At 60.1% G+C, this 16,911-nt stretch carries 14 protein-coding genes and 3 pseudogenes; 11 read left to right on the top strand and 6 right to left on the bottom strand.

Annotated features, from left to right (window positions below; translation table 11 throughout):
• Positions 1-269: 269 nt before the first annotated feature.
• The 3 genes and pseudogenes from P3T22_RS26685 (at position 270) to P3T22_RS26675 (ending at position 1,536) form a co-directional block, all read left to right on the top strand.
• The gene (locus P3T22_RS26685) at positions 270-629 is read left to right on the top strand and encodes a superinfection immunity protein (protein WP_063499371.1); all 360 of its coding nucleotides are present in this window, start codon (positions 270-272) and stop codon (positions 627-629) included.
• An 82-nt stretch (positions 630-711) separates the two neighbouring features.
• A pseudogene (locus P3T22_RS26680) lies at positions 712-822 on the top strand (rhamnose ABC transporter substrate-binding protein); the annotation flags it as partial.
• A 357-nt stretch (positions 823-1,179) separates the two neighbouring features.
• Positions 1,180-1,536 (top strand): host attachment protein, encoded by a 357-nt coding sequence (locus P3T22_RS26675; protein WP_063500751.1) that lies wholly within the window; start codon positions 1,180-1,182, stop codon positions 1,534-1,536.
• A gap of 73 nt (positions 1,537-1,609) precedes the next feature.
• On the opposite strand, the gene P3T22_RS26670 is transcribed toward P3T22_RS26675, so the two are convergent.
• Positions 1,610-1,924 (bottom strand): DUF6566 family protein, encoded by a 315-nt coding sequence (locus P3T22_RS26670; protein ID WP_063499370.1) that lies wholly within the window; start codon positions 1,922-1,924, stop codon positions 1,610-1,612.
• A gap of 251 nt (positions 1,925-2,175) precedes the next feature.
• Between P3T22_RS26670 and P3T22_RS26665 the strand changes: the two genes are divergently transcribed.
• The 7 genes and pseudogenes from P3T22_RS26665 to P3T22_RS26635 all read left to right on the top strand — a co-directional run.
• On the top strand, positions 2,176-2,427 hold the full coding sequence (locus P3T22_RS26665; protein ID WP_063499369.1) for a hypothetical protein: 252 nt from the start codon (positions 2,176-2,178) through the stop codon (positions 2,425-2,427).
• 36 nt (positions 2,428-2,463) lie between these two features.
• Positions 2,464-2,544, top strand: coding sequence for a hypothetical protein (locus P3T22_RS26660; protein ID WP_256390501.1), 81 nt, complete (start codon positions 2,464-2,466; stop codon positions 2,542-2,544).
• 367 nt (positions 2,545-2,911) lie between these two features.
• Positions 2,912-5,713 carry an ATP-dependent Clp protease ATP-binding subunit gene (locus P3T22_RS26655; RefSeq protein ID WP_063499368.1) on the top strand — a complete coding sequence of 934 codons (2,802 nt, stop codon included), beginning with the start codon at positions 2,912-2,914 and terminating at the stop codon, positions 5,711-5,713.
• Positions 5,714-5,835: 122 nt separating this feature from the next.
• Positions 5,836-7,752 carry an FdhF/YdeP family oxidoreductase gene (locus P3T22_RS26650; RefSeq protein ID WP_429326583.1) on the top strand — a complete coding sequence of 639 codons (1,917 nt, stop codon included), beginning with the start codon at positions 5,836-5,838 and terminating at the stop codon, positions 7,750-7,752.
• A gap of 116 nt (positions 7,753-7,868) precedes the next feature.
• Positions 7,869-9,257 (top strand): cytochrome ubiquinol oxidase subunit I, encoded by a 1,389-nt coding sequence (locus tag P3T22_RS26645; protein ID WP_429326582.1) that lies wholly within the window; start codon positions 7,869-7,871, stop codon positions 9,255-9,257.
• A gap of 4 nt (positions 9,258-9,261) precedes the next feature.
• Complete coding sequence (cydB, locus tag P3T22_RS26640) at positions 9,262-10,269, top strand: cytochrome d ubiquinol oxidase subunit II (RefSeq protein WP_063499365.1); 1,008 nt, start codon at positions 9,262-9,264, stop codon at positions 10,267-10,269.
• A gap of 37 nt (positions 10,270-10,306) precedes the next feature.
• A pseudogene (locus tag P3T22_RS26635) lies at positions 10,307-10,420 on the top strand (bestrophin family ion channel); the annotation flags it as partial.
• 186 nt (positions 10,421-10,606) lie between these two features.
• Here the strand turns inward: P3T22_RS26635 and P3T22_RS26630 are convergent.
• Entirely contained in the window at positions 10,607-11,410 is an 804-nt protein-coding gene (locus P3T22_RS26630) for a family 1 encapsulin nanocompartment shell protein (protein ID WP_063499364.1), read from the bottom strand.
• Positions 11,403-12,461 (bottom strand): Dyp-type peroxidase, encoded by a 1,059-nt coding sequence (locus P3T22_RS26625; RefSeq protein ID WP_429326596.1) that lies wholly within the window; start codon positions 12,459-12,461, stop codon positions 11,403-11,405. Before P3T22_RS26625 ends, P3T22_RS26630 begins: the two co-directional genes overlap by 8 nt.
• Positions 12,462-13,014: 553 nt before the next feature.
• Between P3T22_RS26625 and P3T22_RS26620 the strand changes: the two are divergent.
• Positions 13,015-13,165, top strand: a pseudogene (locus P3T22_RS26620) (sensor histidine kinase); the annotation flags it as partial.
• Here the strand turns inward: P3T22_RS26620 and P3T22_RS26615 are convergent.
• The 3 genes from P3T22_RS26615 to P3T22_RS26605 form a co-directional block, all read right to left on the bottom strand.
• The gene (locus tag P3T22_RS26615) at positions 13,092-14,231 is read right to left on the bottom strand and encodes a CmpA/NrtA family ABC transporter substrate-binding protein (RefSeq protein WP_429326581.1); all 1,140 of its coding nucleotides are present in this window, start codon (positions 14,229-14,231) and stop codon (positions 13,092-13,094) included. The pseudogene P3T22_RS26620 and the gene P3T22_RS26615 overlap by 74 nt on opposite strands.
• A 10-nt stretch (positions 14,232-14,241) precedes the next feature.
• Positions 14,242-14,817 carry an ANTAR domain-containing response regulator gene (locus P3T22_RS26610; protein WP_063499362.1) on the bottom strand — a complete coding sequence of 192 codons (576 nt, stop codon included), beginning with the start codon at positions 14,815-14,817 and terminating at the stop codon, positions 14,242-14,244.
• A 177-nt stretch (positions 14,818-14,994) separates the two neighbouring features.
• Complete coding sequence (locus P3T22_RS26605) at positions 14,995-16,830, bottom strand: tetratricopeptide repeat protein (RefSeq protein WP_429326580.1); 1,836 nt, start codon at positions 16,828-16,830, stop codon at positions 14,995-14,997.
• Positions 16,831-16,911: the final 81 nt, after the last annotated feature.

Raw genomic sequence — 16,911 nt, 5'->3', positions numbered from 1 at the left:
CCCGCGAACCCGCCATGGGTGTAGCGGGTCCGCATTGTTCATTCTGCAGCAATTGTGATTTCACCCTATTGGCATGGAAAAAAGATAGGCGCCGCTTAAACTGACTGTTGTCTGCGGCGCGCGTCTCACTCGACTCGTGGCGCACGGTGGCGTAGCTGGATCATTTTCGGAATCTGGCAGCCGTCAATCTGCCGAATCCGTTGGTCGTTTCTACGCAGGCCGCTAATCTGAAGGTCGTCTTCTGACCGAGGCTGCAACGAGGTGTCGAAATGTTAAAGGTTATCGAAGGTGCTGTTGTCATGGGTGCGCTGATGCTCTATCTGGCGCCGGCAATGATTGCGGACGCCAGAGAACGCAAAGACGCTTTTGCGGTGACCATGGTGAATATCCTGCTCGGATGGACGGTTATCGGTTGGTTCGCAGCGCTAGTATGGGCGCGGCATCCGGTCAGCGATCGCCGTCTGAAGCACTTCGCGAGGCGGGCACAACGCGCGGTCGCACGAGTCACGATTGATGCAATCGTTGCTCGAGCTGAAAGTCGTGCTGGCTCAGTTCCTGTGCTCAGCCCTCGCTTGGTGCCGGTAGTCGCGCGAATCGCAGCAAGCAGTCGTCACCAACAAAAAGGTTAGCCGTTGTCGCGCACCACGCATGGATGGTTGTCGCGCACCACGCATGAATGGGTGGTTTGGAATTCGGGAGCCGGGCATGTAGCAGGAAGAGTTGAAGAAACCCGGGTATTCGAAGATCAAGCTGGTGAAGATCGCGTACGGCAACGATGACGACCAGAAGTCATCCCAGCGCACCGGGCGCCTCTGCACTGCGCGCCACCGCGCAAGGCGCGCGGCGTGACGCAGGCAGCAGTCGCTGTACTCTGGTCTGACACTCTGTTTGGTACTCTGTTTGGCACTCAATTTGGTACGGGATATGCGTATCCGCCGATCAAGCTGGAAGCCGCTGCGGATACGCGCAGCAGCCTTCGGCGCAAACTTTGAGACCTATACTATGAATCGGTAAATCGACTGTGGGCGTCGCGGGCCCGAACTGCTATCTTGAGTGAGAGCCGTTCGGCAAGCGGGTCAATTGTTGACGGAACGTGTGGTCGCGGTTTTGGCAAGGATAAAGGCGAGCAGTTAATGCGGATGCAGTATACGCAGACAATTCCCTGCTTAGAGGTGCATGATGAACGAAATGACGTGGCTTGTTGTGGCTGACGGAGGTCGCGCGCGTGTTTTCCAGACGCCAGGACTGACGCTCAACTTGCAAGAAAAAGAAAGTCTCATCAACACGGAATATTCCGGCACGATGCTAACGGAAAAGGACCGTGAGAAATTCGCAAAGCGCGTCGCCGAATATCTGGAAGCAGGGCGGCTCCATCAACTCTACAATCGTCTGAGACTCGCTATCGAGCCAAAATTTCTCGGCATGGTCAAAGCGGATCTCAGCGAGGTTACCCGCCGGCTCATATTCGAGCAAATTAGCGAAGATCTGTCGACGCTCAAATCCCGGGAAATTGAAGCGCGCCTACGGCGCCACTGATCAACTGCCTTTGGTGTCACATGGCATTCACGCAGTGAATTCGACCTTGCCACGGTTCATGTCCACGCAGGTCTCAAGCACTGGTTTCGGAGCTGCCCGCTTTCCCGGCATCACGGAACCAGGTTTCCGCATGAGAGCGCTCGGCGACCCAGGAGCGGGGCTGCGGCGTGTTGAACTCATGATCGATGAACCGGCGTGCCCATTCGACCCCGTCTCTCGTCGCTTCTTCTTCGGTTAGCCACTCGGGTTGAACGGTCATAGGACGAATGTCGACGACTGTTCGGGCACCATGACTCACACTCACACTTGCGATCCAGGCGCCGAGCTTGTTGCGCTCGGGGCGCACGGCGATCTCAAACTCGCCGTAAGAAACAGTGCGTGCTGGCATCGTTTTCTCCTTTGTCGCGTTCATGATCGATATTTGCCCGCAATCCGGCGTGCGCGCTTCTCCCAAGCGCCATCATGCCGCAATTCCTGCGCGCCGACACACAGATATCGAGGCGGAAGGGCAAACCGATAGACGTATTTCACCAATATCCAGCATCGGAAAAACCCATGTTCACAGGGTCATGACTTGCTCATAGACTCCGAGTACAAAGGAATCGCGAGGCTCCAGATCATCTGGTGGCGGGAGGTTTCATGGCACACAATGAATTTGCATATCGACGGTTTCTGATCTCCGCAACGATCTCATCTCTGCAAGGCTACCGGGGGATCGCCACAGTCGATGTCACGGCCGCGGACCCGGAGCGCATCGCCGATCTCGGAACGGCACGCTTTCTTCGTGTGGAGCGGTGGGTTGAAAGAAATGAGCCGGCTTTCCTTCAGGTCGTGGTGGACGAGTGCAAGGTCGCTATCGACCATTACGCGGACAACGTTGACGATAGTTGATGCTGCCGCCTCTCGCATGATGCGAGTGGTGAGCCGATACCGAAAGCGCGGCTCGAATCAGTCCCGGAAGCGATCTTCACCGTCGAAGAGCAGAGTCGCCGCGAGGCCGGAAAATGACGGATTCCGACCCTTCTGTGATGTAGGTAAAGGGCTGATGTGGTCTTGAAGTTTTCCTGGCGGCTCTCACCCTGCGCCCGGAATCAGATTTGCTGGCATAAACGCCTTGGGCAGAAGCCGCCAATGCCTATCATCGGAAAAACCAATATTCCCTTATTCATGCGCGACTCATAGAATCCAAGGGCGGATTCGGGGTTTCGCTATGCTAATCATACTTGTGCTGCTGTGCGCCGACGCATACTCCGCGCACGATGAGCCATCCCTATCGAAATTCTTCGGTCATTGCCTGGAGTATTCGCAATCACATCAATGCATTCGATAACCTTTTGAAATAGCCGGATGCTTTAACCGAAAAGGTGACTCTACGATGCCAGCCCTCTGCGAAATCTGTAATGCTCGCCCCGCTGTTGCCCGTGTGACCGTGGTGCAAAACGGCGAGCGGAAATCCATGTCGATCTGCGACTACGACTACCGTCAATTGATGCGGCACCAAAGCATGCTCAACCCGTTCGATTCACTGCTGGGGGGCGGTGGCCTGTCGCGCTTCTTCGGCGGCCTGGAGGATGGATCGGAGCACGAAGACGACGACGCTGGATTCGCCGCTGAGGTGCCGCGCGAATCGGTCGATGCAACCGACGCTTTCAGTGAACAGACACTCGAATTGCTGCAGCGTGCCGCGGAGAAGGCACACGAGCTTCGCCGCAACGAACTCGACACCGAGCATCTGCTCTACGTACTCGCGGACACCGACGTGTGTGCCGCGCTCCTGAAGGAGCTCAAGCTCTCGCCGCAAGACATTAAGGGATATATCGATCAGCATGCGCAAACGGGAACAGGAGACCCCGACGCGCCGATCGAGAAGATGACCGTCTCGCCGCGTTTGAAAAAGGCGTTCCAATATGCGTTCCAGGCGTCGCGCGATCTGGGCCACTCCTACGTCGGCCCGGAGCATCTGCTCATCGGGCTTGCGGCCGTGCCGGACAGTATCGCGGGCACGCTGCTGAAGAAATACGGCGTGACGCCGGAGGCGTTGCGGCAGAAGGTCGTGAAAGTCATGGGCAAGGGCGCGGAGGACGGCCGCGTCGACACGCCAACCGGCACACCCACGCTTGACAAGTTTGGGCGCGATCTCACAGCCATGGCGCGTCAGGGCCAGCTCGACCCCGTGCTCGGCCGTGCGCAGGAAATCGAGAGCACGATCGAGGTGCTCGCACGGCGCAAGAAGAACAATCCCGTGCTGATCGGCGAGCCGGGTGTCGGCAAGACGGCAATCGTCGAAGGTCTGGCGCAGCGCATCATCAACGGCGACGTGCCAGAAGTGCTACGCGGCAAGCGGCTCGTCGAGGTCAACATCAACTCGATGGTGGCGGGCGCGAAATACCGCGGCGAATTCGAGGAGCGTGCGAAGCAGCTGATCGATGAGGTGACGGCGAAGCGGGACGAACTGATACTGTTCATCGACGAACTGCACACGATCGTGGGTGCGGGGCAAGGTGGGGGAGAAGGGGGCCTCGACATCGCGAATGTGCTCAAGCCCGCGCTGGCACGCGGCGAGCTCAGTCTGATCGGCGCCACGACACTCAACGAATATCAGAAGTACATCGAAAAAGATGCTGCGCTCGAGCGGCGCTTCCAACCGGTATTGGTGCCGGAACCTACCGTGGAGCAGACCATCGTCATCCTGCGTGGCCTTCGCGACAAGCTCGAGGCGCACCACCAGGTAACCTTTGCGGACGATGCGTTCGTTGCCGCAGCCGAGCTTTCCGATCGCTACATTACGCAGCGCTTTTTGCCCGATAAAGCCATCGACCTGATTGACCAGGCGGCGGCACGCGTGCGCATCGGCGCAACCTCGCGTCCGGCGGCCATCCAGGAGCTCGAAGCCGAGACCGCCCAGCTCAAGCGCGAGCAGGATTATGCGTCCTCGCGCAAGCGCTTCGATGAGGCGAAAGCTTTTGAGCAACGTATTGGCGAGAAGCAGGAGAAACTCGACGAGCAGATGGAGGCATGGCAGCGCAAGACCGGCTCGGAAACGCTCGAAGTGACGGTCGCCTCGATCGCCGAAGTGGTGTCGCGTCTCACCGGCATTCCGGTCACGGAGCTCACGCAGGAAGAGCGCCAGAAGCTTCTGGACATGGAGAAGAAGCTGCGCGAGCGCGTGGTCGGCCAGGACGACGCGGTGATTGCCGTAAGCGACGCCGTGCGCCTGTCACGTGCGGGACTCGGCCAGGCGAACCGGCCTATCGCGACGTTCCTGTTCCTCGGACCCACCGGTGTCGGCAAGACCGAACTCGCGAAGGCGCTGGCAGAAACGGTGTTCGGCGACGAGCAGGCGGTCATTCGCATCGACATGTCCGAGTATATGGAGCGTCACGCAGTCGCACGGCTGATCGGCGCGCCTCCGGGCTACGTCGGTTATGACGAGGGCGGACAACTGACCGAGCGCGTCCGGCGGCGCCCGTACAGCGTGATCCTGCTTGATGAGATCGAGAAGGCCCACCCCGACGTGAACAACGTGCTGCTGCAGGTGTTCGACGACGGGCGGCTGACCGACGGCAAGGGCCGCGTGGTGGACTTCAGCAACACGATCATCATTGCGACGAGCAATCTCGGCGCATCGATCATCATGGGCAACCTCGAAAAACCCGAGGCAGATCGCGTGGCCGAGAAGGCGATTCGCGAGGAGTTGATGGGGGTGCTCAAAGGTCACTTCCGTCCCGAATTCCTGAACCGGATCGACGAGATCATCGTCTTCCACGGGCTCTCGCGCGACAACATCCGCTCGATCGTGCAGATCCAGCTCGAACGGGTGGTGCGCACCGCCGCCGCGCAGGACATTACGCTCAAGATTGACGAATCGGTTATTGATCACCTCGCCGATGCCGGTTATCGGCCGGAGTTCGGTGCACGCGAGTTGAAGCGCCAGATTCGCAAGGAACTGGAAACACGGCTCGCCAAGGAGATTCTCGGCGGCGCTTTGGCATCGGGCGACAGCGTCGACGTCAGTTATGACAAGGGCAGCGGCGAAGTGAAGTTCAATAAGAACGAGGCGCCTCCTGCTCCTAAGGCGACTGCCACCGGGAAGACGGGGAACGGACGCGCGAAGAAGAAGCCGTCCGAAGCGGCCGCCAGCACCGACCCCCCTGAAAGTGACGCTTCGAAGCAATGAGGTGCGCAACCCGCTGGGAGAAGCCACTACGTCATGACCCTATCCAGGCCTTACGCCGTGACATGGCGTAACCCCAAGCAAAACTGCCTCCAGGTCTCCTGAGGCCGTCCACGGAGTCTCATATGACCACGCGACGCGATGTTCCAGGGACCCGGCCATACGATGACCCCGCTGGAGGGAGGGGTGCGCTTCGAGCGACAGCTCAAGCCGTCCGGACACAAATGGAAAGTATCGAGGCGCCGATTACGTTGATGCGGACCAATCAGTCTGACGGCTTCGATTGTCCGGGTTGCGCGTGGCCGGACAAGGAGCACAAGTCGACGTTCCAGTTCTGCGAAAACGGTGCCAAAGCGGTCACATGGGAGGCAACGACCAAACGGGTGACGCCGGAGTTTTTCGAAAACAACACGGTGTCTTCGCTGCTGCAACGAACGGATTACGAACTGGAGGATCTCGGCCGGCTGACGCATCCTCTCGTCTACGACCGCGCGACGGACAAGTTCCGGGCGGTCGAATGGGAGGATGCATTCGCTCGTATCGGTGAAGTGCTGCGCGGCTTGCCCTCGCCCGATCAGGCCGAGTTCTATACCTCGGGCCGGGCGTCGAACGAGGCCGCCTACCTCTTTCAATTGTTCGCACGCGAGTATGGCACGAACAATTTCCCCGATTGCTCGAACATGTGCCACGAGCCGACCAGCGTTGGCTTGCCCCAGTCGATCGGGATCGGCAAGGGCACGGTATCGCTGGATGATTTCGACAAGACCGAACTCATCCTCTCGATCGGCCACAATCCCGGGACGAATCACCCGCGCATGATGGGGACACTCCACGAATGCTCGCGGCGCAACGTGCCGATTATCGTGTTCAATCCGCTGCGCGAGCGTGCGCTTGAGCGTTTCGCCGATCCGCAGAGCGTCTTCGAAATGGCGACCTTCGCTTCGACCCGAATCGCCTCGACCTATTTTCAGCTCGACGCCGGTGGAGATGCGGCGGCCCTCAAGGGCATCATGAAAGCGCTGCTGCAGATGGACGCGGAGCAGGGCAACACCGTCCTCGACCACGAGTTTATCGCGACGCATACCCAGGGCTTCGACGCGTTTGCGGCCGATCTGGAAGCGACGTCGTGGGACGATATCGAAAAGGCAAGCGGACTCACTCGCGAAGATCTCGACGAGGTTGCCCTTGCCTACGCGAAATCGAATGCGACGATTGTCACCTACGGAATGGGCATTACCCAGCATAACAAAGGGACCGCCAATGTCCGTCTGATTGCCGACCTGTTGTTATTGCGCGGCAACATCGGCAAACCCGGCGCAGGCATCTGTCCTTTGCGTGGACATTCCAACGTGGAGGGGAACCGCACGGTCGGCCTCACCGAAAAACCGTCCGCCACCTTCCTCAAGCAGATTGAAGATGTATTCGGCTTCAAGCCGCCCGCGGCGCACGGACACGATGCCGTCCAGGCGATGCAGGCAATGATCGCCGGCACGGCCAAGGCCCTGATTTGCCTGGGCGGAAACTTCGCGGTTGCGTTACCCGATTCCGAGCAGTCCTTTCCGGCAATGGGCAAGCTCGATCTGAGCGTCCACCTCGGTACCAAGCTCAATCGTTCGCACCTGCTAGTGGCAAAAGAAACGTACGTGCTGCCGGTTGTGGGGCGCACGGAACTGGATATCCAGGCGACTGGGCGGCAATCCATTACGGTCGAGGATTCCATGTCGATGGTCCACGCTTCGTCGGGCAAACTGACGCCCGCGTCCGAACACTTGCTATCCGAACCGGCGATCGTCGCCGGAATGGCGAGGGCAACGTTGCCGAACAGCAAGGTGGCATGGTCGGACCTGGTGGCCGACTACGACGGGATTCGGGACCTGATCGAACAAACGGTGCCGGGATTCGAGGCGTTCAATGCGGGTTCGGTGGCGGCCTATTACCCGGAAGCCAACGTGCTGGTGCCACTCGACTTCATAGACAAGGAGAGCGGCACGCCTTCGTACAAGTCTGTTCCTGTTCATGTTATGAGTTCGGCAGAGGCTTGACGTGATGCAGGCTTGACGGGGCGATCGACCGGACGTGCGCGTACGGTTGGTCGACTTGCAGGATTGGCGTCCGCCTTTACGCAAATGACGTTATCACCTGGAGCGCTTGATCCATCATGGAAATTTTCGATGCATTCCACCTTGCCAGGTTGCAGTTTGCGTTTACGGTTTCGTTTCATATTATCTTTCCCGCCATCAGCATCGGCATGGCCAGTTTCCTCGCGGTGCTGGAGTGGCGCTGGTTGCTGACCGGCGACGTCGCCTACAAAGACATGTTTCTGTTCTGGTCGAAGATCTTTGCAGTCGGCTTCGGAATGGGGGTGGTCTCGGGTGTGGTGATGGCCTACGAGTTCGGCACCAACTGGAGTGGATTTTCCAGCGTTGCCGGCAACATCACGGGGCCGCTCCTGACCTATGAAGTGCTGACGGCGTTCTTTCTCGAGGCCGGTTTTCTCGGCGTCATGCTGTTCGGCTGGCAACGCGTCAGTCCACGCGCGCACTTTTTCGCAACGCTCATGGTGGCGGTGGGCACGCTCATTTCCACGTTCTGGATTCTCGCGTCGAATAGCTTCATGCAGACGCCGCAGGGATTTGCCATTGAGAATGGCCGGATCGTGCCGGTCGACTGGATGAAAGTGATTTTCAACCCGTCGTTTCCGTTTCGCCTCGCGCATATGACCATTGCTGCGTTCATCGTCGCGGGCTTCATCGTTGCTGCTTGTGGCGCGTGGCATCTGTTGCAAGGCCGGCGCGACAAACCCGTCAAGCGTAGTTTTTCGATGGCGCTGTGGATCCTGCTTTTCCTGACGCCGATACAGATTTTCGTTGGCGATGCGCACGGACTCAACACGCGCGAATATCAGCCGGCCAAGATCGCTGCCATCGAAGGGCTATGGGAAACCGAGAAAGGTGGCACCGCACTCAATCTGGTCGGCCTGCCCGACATGAGTGCGGAAGTGACGCGATACGCGATTCAGATACCGCATCTCGGCAGCCTGATCCTGACCCACAGTTGGGATGGCGAGATTCGCGGCCTGAAAGAATTTCCGCCGGAGGACCGTCCGTATTCGCCGATCGTGTTCTGGACCTTCCGGGTCATGGCGGGTCTCGGCATGCTGATGCTGTTGACGGCGCTGCTTGGTCTGCTGCTCAGACTGCGTGGCCGCCTCTACGAGACGCGCTGGTATCAGGGTTTCGTCCTGTGCATGGGTCCTTCTGGAATCGTGGCGCTATTGGCGGGGTGGATAACGACAGAGGTCGGCCGTCAACCATGGACGGTCTACGGTGTCCTGCGCACCGCGGACTCCGTCTCGCCGGTCAGCTCCCAACAAGTCGGCGTTTCCTTGCTGATCTTTGTGCTGGTGTACTTCCTGGTGTTCGGCATGGGTTTCTATTACATGATGAAGATGATGAAGCGCGGGCCAGAGGAGCACGTCGAGCGCCGCGAATCCCGCCGGCATCCGGTCCTGCGCAATCGCCCGTTGGACGCACTGGAAGGGGAGTGACACCATGCAAATCGATCTTCCTGTTGTGTGGGCCGCGATCATCGGACTCGGCGTTTTCATCTACGTGATGCTGGACGGCTTCGATCTCGGCATCGGCCTGCTGTTTCCGTTTTTCGAGGAGAAGGGCGATCGGCAAGTGATGCTCAATACCATCGCGCCGGTCTGGGACGGTAACGAGACGTTCCTCGTGCTCGGTGGCGCCGGGCTTTACGGGGCGTTCCCCGCGGTGTATTCGACGCTGCTGCCGGCGAACTATCTCCCGCTGATCCTGATGGTCGTGGGCCTGATCTTCCGCGGGGCGGCCTTCGAACTGCGTGCAAAGGCCGTCAGGACTCAGCACGCCTGGGACCTCGCCTTCATTGGCGGCTCCGCGCTAGCAGGGCTCTGCCAGGGCATCGTGCTGGGGTCGCTGCTGCAAGGCATCAGGATCGTCGATGGCCGTTTCGCCGGCGACCCGTTCGACTGGCTCTCGCCGTTCAGCCTGTTCTGCGGAATCGGCGTGCTCGTCACGTATGCGACGCTCGGCTGCGGCTGGCTCATCCTCAAGACGGATGGCGAATTGCAGCGCAAGTTGCGCGAGGTGATGCGGCCGCTCGTGAGCGTCCTGCTCGGGGCGATGATCATTGTGAGTCTCTGGACCGTGATCGGATTGGCGGCGGTTGCGCATCGCTGGTTCGGAAGCGGCAATCTCGGCTGGTTCCTGCCGGTGCCGATTCTGGTTATCGCCTGTGTGTGGGGCGTCTTCCGTTCGCTTCGGCTGAAGCACGAAGCGACCCCCTTCCTTCTCACACTCGCGCTGTGTTTTCTGGGCTACAGCGGCTTGCTGATCAGCATCTGGCCGAACATCGTTCCGCCGTCCCTGACGATCTGGCAGGCTTCGTCGAGTCACTCGAGCCAGCTGTTTACGCTGGTTGGCACGGTGATCGTGCTGCCGGTCATCCTCGTCTACAACTTCATGCAGTACCGCGTATTCCGGGGCAAGGTGCGGGAAGGGGACGCCGGCTACCACTGAAGGTGACGGCGCAGTTAGACCATTACAAGAGCACACCATGATTGTGAGGCCAGGGCAAAACTGGTTCCGGCTGCTGTTTGTCTGGAACGGTTCCGTGTTGCAGTCGATTATTCCCCAGCTGGTTTTCATGGCGGCTGTCAGCAGTCTCGCGGATCCAGGCGCAACGTCCGGTGCCTCCACGGGTGCGGATGATGGTGACGATGTTAAGAAAGTGCACGTCGGAAATCCTGGAAAGAGTGCATGTCGACTGCGGCGAAGTGACAAGTCGCATTGACGTGCTTCCCGACGAAGATGTGTCAGCACTTCTAAAACCGTCGTTGCAAGCTTGAACCCGCGCTCATTCTGCTTGCGTCAACGACACCGATGCTTCGCTCGTCAGCATCAGGAAGGTCAGCGTCTCGCGCAGATAGAGGCGCACCACCGCGTCGGTATGGCTCACATAACCGATCGACAGTTCTTCGCCAAGGTGTAACTCGAAGTCGCCGCCGCGCATGGATACCACACTGCCGCCCGCGAGCGCGGGCGCCCAGATGATGTCGCCATTCACGATCCGCTTGATGTGCTCGAGAACCGGATAACCCTGGTCGCGTGCCTCGCCGAGCGCCGTGTACGTATCGGCGCCGAGCAGCACGGAGTAGGGCCCGTCGACGCCGGCAAGCCGCAGCTGTTCGAGCGCGTTGCTAATCGTGTTCGGATAATCGGCGATGTCGGCCGGCAGCGCGAGCGGCGGATTCGACGAGCCTTCGCGAAGGCCGCCTATGCCTGCGGCCTCGTATCCATCGAAGATCGCGCGATCTTCGGCATAGGCGAGCTGCTTTGCCGCATCCTTTGCGGGCTGCCAGTCGGCATCTTTCGCGCCGCGCAAGACGCTGTCGATGGCTTCGCGTTGCAGTTCGAACGGCACGGTCAACTCGACGAGGCTCTTTACCTCGGACAGTTTTGCCACGACGCCTTGCTGCGGCGCGGTGATCGCAATCTGGTGCCCTGTGCCGACGCCGGACAGCTCAGTTCCGCCAGGACCCTTGACGTCAACTACACGACGGCCCGCGACGCTGCGCTTGAACGTGCGAGCCACTTCGTCTTCGATCTGCGACCAGGCGGCGCGGGAGATTGGGGCAAGCTCGCGATGCAGGTTATTCATGTTGAGAGATTCCCTTGAGAGAGCCAATATTCAGCGAGCCGTCGTGGCGCGGCTCGGCGGACGAAGACGGTTCGGCCTGCTGCTCGACAGCTGCGGCAGCCGCTTGCGGATCGCGATCTGCGAGCGCATCGAGCAAGGTGGCCGACGGGACGAAGAAGAGGCCGCCCGTGACCGCACGGCTGAAATCGAGCAGCCGGTCGTAGTTGCCCGGCGGCCGCCCGACGAACATGTTTTCCATCATCAGCTCGATAGGCTCGGGCGAACGGGCATAACCGATGAAGTAGGTGCCGAACTCGCCCATGCCGGGGCGGCCGAACGGCATGTTGTCGCGGAGGATTTTCACTTCCTCGCCGTTCTCGGTGATCGTTGTGAGCGAGCTGTGCGAACACGACGGCTTGACCGCTGCGTCGAGCTCGATATCGGACAATTTCGTGCGACCGATAATGCGCTCCTGAGTCTCGACGGACAGCGCGTTCCAGCCGGTCATGTCGTGCAGGTACTTCTGCACGATCACATAACTGCCGGCCTCGAACTCCGGATCTTCGCTGCCGATGAGGGTGGAAGCGACGGCCTTGCGACCGGCCGGATTCTCGGTGCCGTCGACGAAGCCCACCATGCTGCGCAGATCGAAGTTGCGAAAACCGTGCACTTCGTCGACCACCGAGACCGCATCGCCGAGCCGTCCTGTCAGCTGCGTGGCGAGTTCGAAGCAGAGATCCATCTGGTCCGCGCGGATGTGCAGCAGGATATCCCCCGGCGTGCTCACGGCGCGGCGTACGCCTTCGCCGAATTCGCGAAACGGGTGCAGGCACGCCGGGCGCGGGGCGCCGAACAGCGTGTCCCACACCTCGGAGCCGAAGCCGACAACGCACGACAGGTTGGCGGACGGGACGCGCTTGCCGACCGAGCGCACCAGGGCGGCAACGTCCCCGCACCACGCGCGCACCTGTTCAGCGGGGTCCTGGCCAGCCGCGACGGCCGCGACAATGAAGATCGCGCTACGCGTGATGTCATTACAAACGGCTTGCGATTCTGGGATGTCTTTGGGCATCGGATTGAATAGGGATAAACCGTTAGTGATTTCGGGAATGGAGCGAATGTTTTCCGCTTTCGTGATCACCACCGTGATTACTTGCCTTAGGCGCGCGTCAATTTTTCGTCCGGATGACTGAAGCACATTTGCTGTTGCAGCCGCCGCAGGCACTCGTGAAGCGTTGCCTCGCCATCAAGAGGTGCGCGGATATACGTGACATGGTTGATGTTCGACTATACGTCCGGAGATGTTATACCGCACGGGCATTTTATGGAAACAGTGCCTCTCTTTCGATACTTCATATCGGGCCTGGCAGCCTTTAATTCTCCTGTCATATCGTTACCATCCGTTTATCCAGCGGCGATAATCTGATTTTCCTCACTTCCCGATTTTTTCACACGACGTCGTACTCAGCGGCTGATCGCAGCCGGTAGACCAAAAGTCCTTCCGTTCAGGCCTCGCTATCGCAGCAACACAAGCGATGTCAGATAATTCGCATTACGAATGGAGGTTGAGTACTGTGAATCAGCTCGAAGCCATGCGCACCTACGTCAGGGTGCTTGAGCGTGGGGTCGCGCCGCTGATCGAATCGATCAATCGATATATCGGCCGCACGCAGTTGATGCAGTTGTCGCGCTGGCGATTTTTTTAACGACGCCGCGCATCAGTTGAAGACGCCGTGTCGCTACCCCACACCTTACCGTCGATTAGCACTTGAGAACGCTCGTCGCCCGGCACTGCTACGCCGACGCGTGCGGCCGCCTCGCGATACAACTGCGTCTGATTGATTCGCGCCGCGATTTCCGCGTAATCCGCGCGTGCGTCGATCATGCCCCAGCGTTCGAACTGCGTGAGGAACCAGGCACCCTCGGCGGCGCGCGGGTAGTTCACCGCGCCGTTATCGAAGAACCGCACGGGCAGGCCGCGCGGCGCCGAGGCAGCGATTTCATTGCCGAACCGCGCCGCGATCAAGCCTTCGTCGATACCGATGAATTCGGGCCGCGCGAGCCAGCGTGCAATCTCCTCGCGATGCCCCGCGCCGTCAAGCCAGCGGCACGCTTCGAGCATCGTCTGTACGAGGGCTCGCGCGGTATTCGGATTCGCGCCGACAAAATCGCGCCGGCATGCCAGCACTTTCTCGGGATGATCGGGCCACACCTCGCTTGTATAAGCGACCGTTCTGCCGACGCCGTTCGCCTCAGCCATCGCATTCCACGGCTCGCCGACGCACAGGCCATCGAGTTCGTCTTCGGAGAGCGCGGCGACCATTTGCGGCGGCGGAATCACGACGCTTTCGATATCGCGCAGCGGATGCACGCCTTGCGACGCCAGCCAGTAGGACAGCCACATCGCGTGCGTGCCGGTGGGGAAGGTCTGCGCGAACACCGGCTTGCGGCCGAGCGTCGCCAACGCCTTGGGCAAGCTGCCGTGTTCGGCCAACGCGTCGGCGAGACGATTTGACAGCGTGATCGCCTGGCCGTTGCGATTGAGCACCATCAGCACGGCCATATCCGTTTGCGGACCACCGAGGCCGAGTTGTACGCCATAGACGAGACCGTAGAGCACATGCGCCGCATCGAGATCGCCCGACAGCAGTTTGTCGCGCACGGCGGCCCATGACGGCTGGCGGCACAACTCCAGCGTCAATCCATGGGCGTGGCCGAATTCGAGCAGCTTCGCGGCGACGAGCGGCGCGGCATCGGACAGTGCGACGAAACCGAGCCGCAGATGGGTTTTCTCGAGCGGCGCAGGCGTGGACGTTGGGGAGAAGGAGGCGGGAGAGTTCATAAGCGGCGCTTCATTTGAGCGATTCTGCCGACGCGATGACGGCACGCGCGACTTCGGCGAGTTTGACGCCCTGGTTCATTGCGCGCTTGCGCAGGGTGGCGTACGCGGCGTGTTCGGTGATCTTCTGTTGATCCATCAGCAGGCGCTTGGCGCGATCGATCAGCTTACGTTCGGTGAGTTCGTTCTCGACCTGCGCGAGGCGTTCGCGTAATTGTGACTCCTGCGCAAACCGTGCGAGCGCAACTTCGAGAATCGGCGCGAGCCGTTCCGTGGCAAGACCTTCGACGAGGTAGGCCGTGACGCCCGCACCGACCGCGTCGCGGATCAATTGCTGGTTCGCATCGTGACTGAACATCAACACCGGACGTGGCGCGGTGGCGTTCATGACCGCGAGCTGTTCGAGCGTGTCGCGCGACGGCGATTCCGTATCGATGATGATAACGTCCGGCCGTTCGCTCTGAACCACGCTATGCAGCGCTTGCGGCGTCGCCGTGCCGGCCAGCATCTCATAGCCAAGGCGTGCGAGGGCGTCGCGCAGATCGCCTATCGGCTTGTCGGTATCGGTGACGAGGAGAACGCGCAGCATGGGGTTGGGTTTGTCGACGGCTGACTACTGATTAAGCAACCTGTATGCCAGTCAGAGACAATTGCGATGAAGGTAACGCAATCATGGGCTTACAAACAGTGTAGCAACCGGGGCTGCACTCGCACGGGGCATGCGCGAGGCATGCCCCGAAGCGGCGCATGAGGTATGAACATTGTCTCAATGAGCGCAAAGCCGGGTCGCGGGGGCGTCACGCCACAGTTGCAGCGCGGCCTGCACTTCCTTGACAACGGGATCCCACTCAGCCAGTTCCCGCTGCCGGAACAGACGCATTGACGGATACCATGGGCTATCGGTTCTGTTGGTCAACCATCGCCACTCGGAATAGGCGGGCACGAGCACCCAGACAGGCAATCCCGCCGCACCAGCCAGATGAGCGACCGACGTGTCGACGGTAATCAGAAGATCGAGCGTCTGCAGTATCGCCAGGGTGTCCGTGAAATCGTTGACCGCGGGGCCCAGTGTGTGCAAGTCATATTCATGCGCCAGGCTTTCGCTTTCACGCTCGTGGTTGCCTTTTTGCACAGAATACCAGGTCACCCCGGCAAGCCCAAACAGGGGCTTTAGCGCATCGAGCCGGATCGACCGGTAACGGTCGAGAACGTGGTTCGGACTGCCTGCCCAAACGATGCCGACGCGTTTGCCATTGGCATGCCTTCTGCCCGATGAAATAGCTTCGATACGTGAGCGCCATTGGCGCGACTTGTCGGGCGTCGCCGTCAGATACGGCATGGCGACGGGGAGCATCGATATATCGAGTTTAATATGCTCCGGCATCCTTAGCATGTAGCACCAGTAGTCGTAAGGTCCAGGCGGCACAGTGGTGAATGCGGTTTGCACGCCCGTCATGCTGGTCGCCAGTTCCGCTATCGGCTTGCTTACCAGCACGTCAACCGTTGCCTCTTGCCGATGCAACCATTCGGCGAATCGGATGAACTGTATTTCATCGCCGAGCCCCTGTTCACCAACGAGCAGGAACCGGCAGCCCACGACGGATTCCCCGTTCCACTCGCGGAAGATGGGCCGGACTTGTTCCTTTTGCCTGTCCGGCAGGTCGTAGAACCATTTGTACCGCTTCCAGCCTTCTGCGAATTCACCCAGTCCAAGCAGTACGCTCGCAAGATGGAATTGCATGTGAGGGTTGTCCGGCAGAAGCTGTGCCGCTTCCATGCTGTGCGGCCGACTTTCGGCGATTTTTCCGCATATGCTGAGTGCGCGTGCCGCGTTGTGATGCAGGAGTGGATGGTGCGGATCGATGGCGAGACCTTGTCTCGCGACACTGAGCGCATCGTTGAAACGATCGTTTGTGTTCAGTACGAAGGCCAGCGCTTTCAGGGCGGCGGCATCGCCGGCAAAGCGGGTTCTTATCTGCGTGATCGTATTGCCAAGCTGATGCGTACGGCCGGCTTTTGCGAGTACGGCAATCAGGCCGAGTCCGTCGTTCAGGCTGGCCGGCTCGAGTGTCCATGCGCTGCGCCAGTAGTGTGCCGCGCTATCGAGTTGCCCGAGTTGCGCATGGATGCGAGCCAGGGCACGAATCGCGTGATGCAGCCTCGGGTCGATTTCAATCGATTTCTCATAGTGGATCATCGCCTCCGTGAGGCGGCCGGTTTGACGCAGGCAGTCTCCGAGGTTTCTATGGAGACTGGCCGTACTGCCCGCCAGGCTGATTGCGCGGCGATAGAACGCTTCGGCCGGTTCGTGGTCGCCCATCAACGCCGCAAGCAGGCCCGCATGCTCCCATAATTCAGGGCGATCAGGGGCCGCTTGTCGTGCCTGCTCCATGTAGCCGCGAGCTCGTTCCATGTCGTCCGTATGAACGCAGGCGAGTCCCATGCGGTGCAGCGCGTGAGCGTCGCGTGGACGCACGCTTAGCACCTGCCGGTAAGCGACGATCGCGTCTGTCATCCGCCGCGCGGAAAAAAACGCGTCCGCGCGCGCGACGAGCGCGTCGACGTCTGTGTCGTCGTTGTTGAAACGGGGGATTCTGAACATCAACCGGGAGGTCCTGGTACAAGCTTATCGTGCGCGGGAAGCCACCCCTGCGAACCGCAGCAGGGGCGGAGGTGTTATTCC

Origin of the sequence: Paraburkholderia sp. GAS348, from assembly GCF_050434205.1 — a bacterium.
In the GTDB taxonomy this organism is placed as follows: Bacteria; Pseudomonadota; Gammaproteobacteria; order Burkholderiales; family Burkholderiaceae; genus Paraburkholderia.
This window is presented reverse-complemented; position numbering and strand designations above follow the sequence as displayed.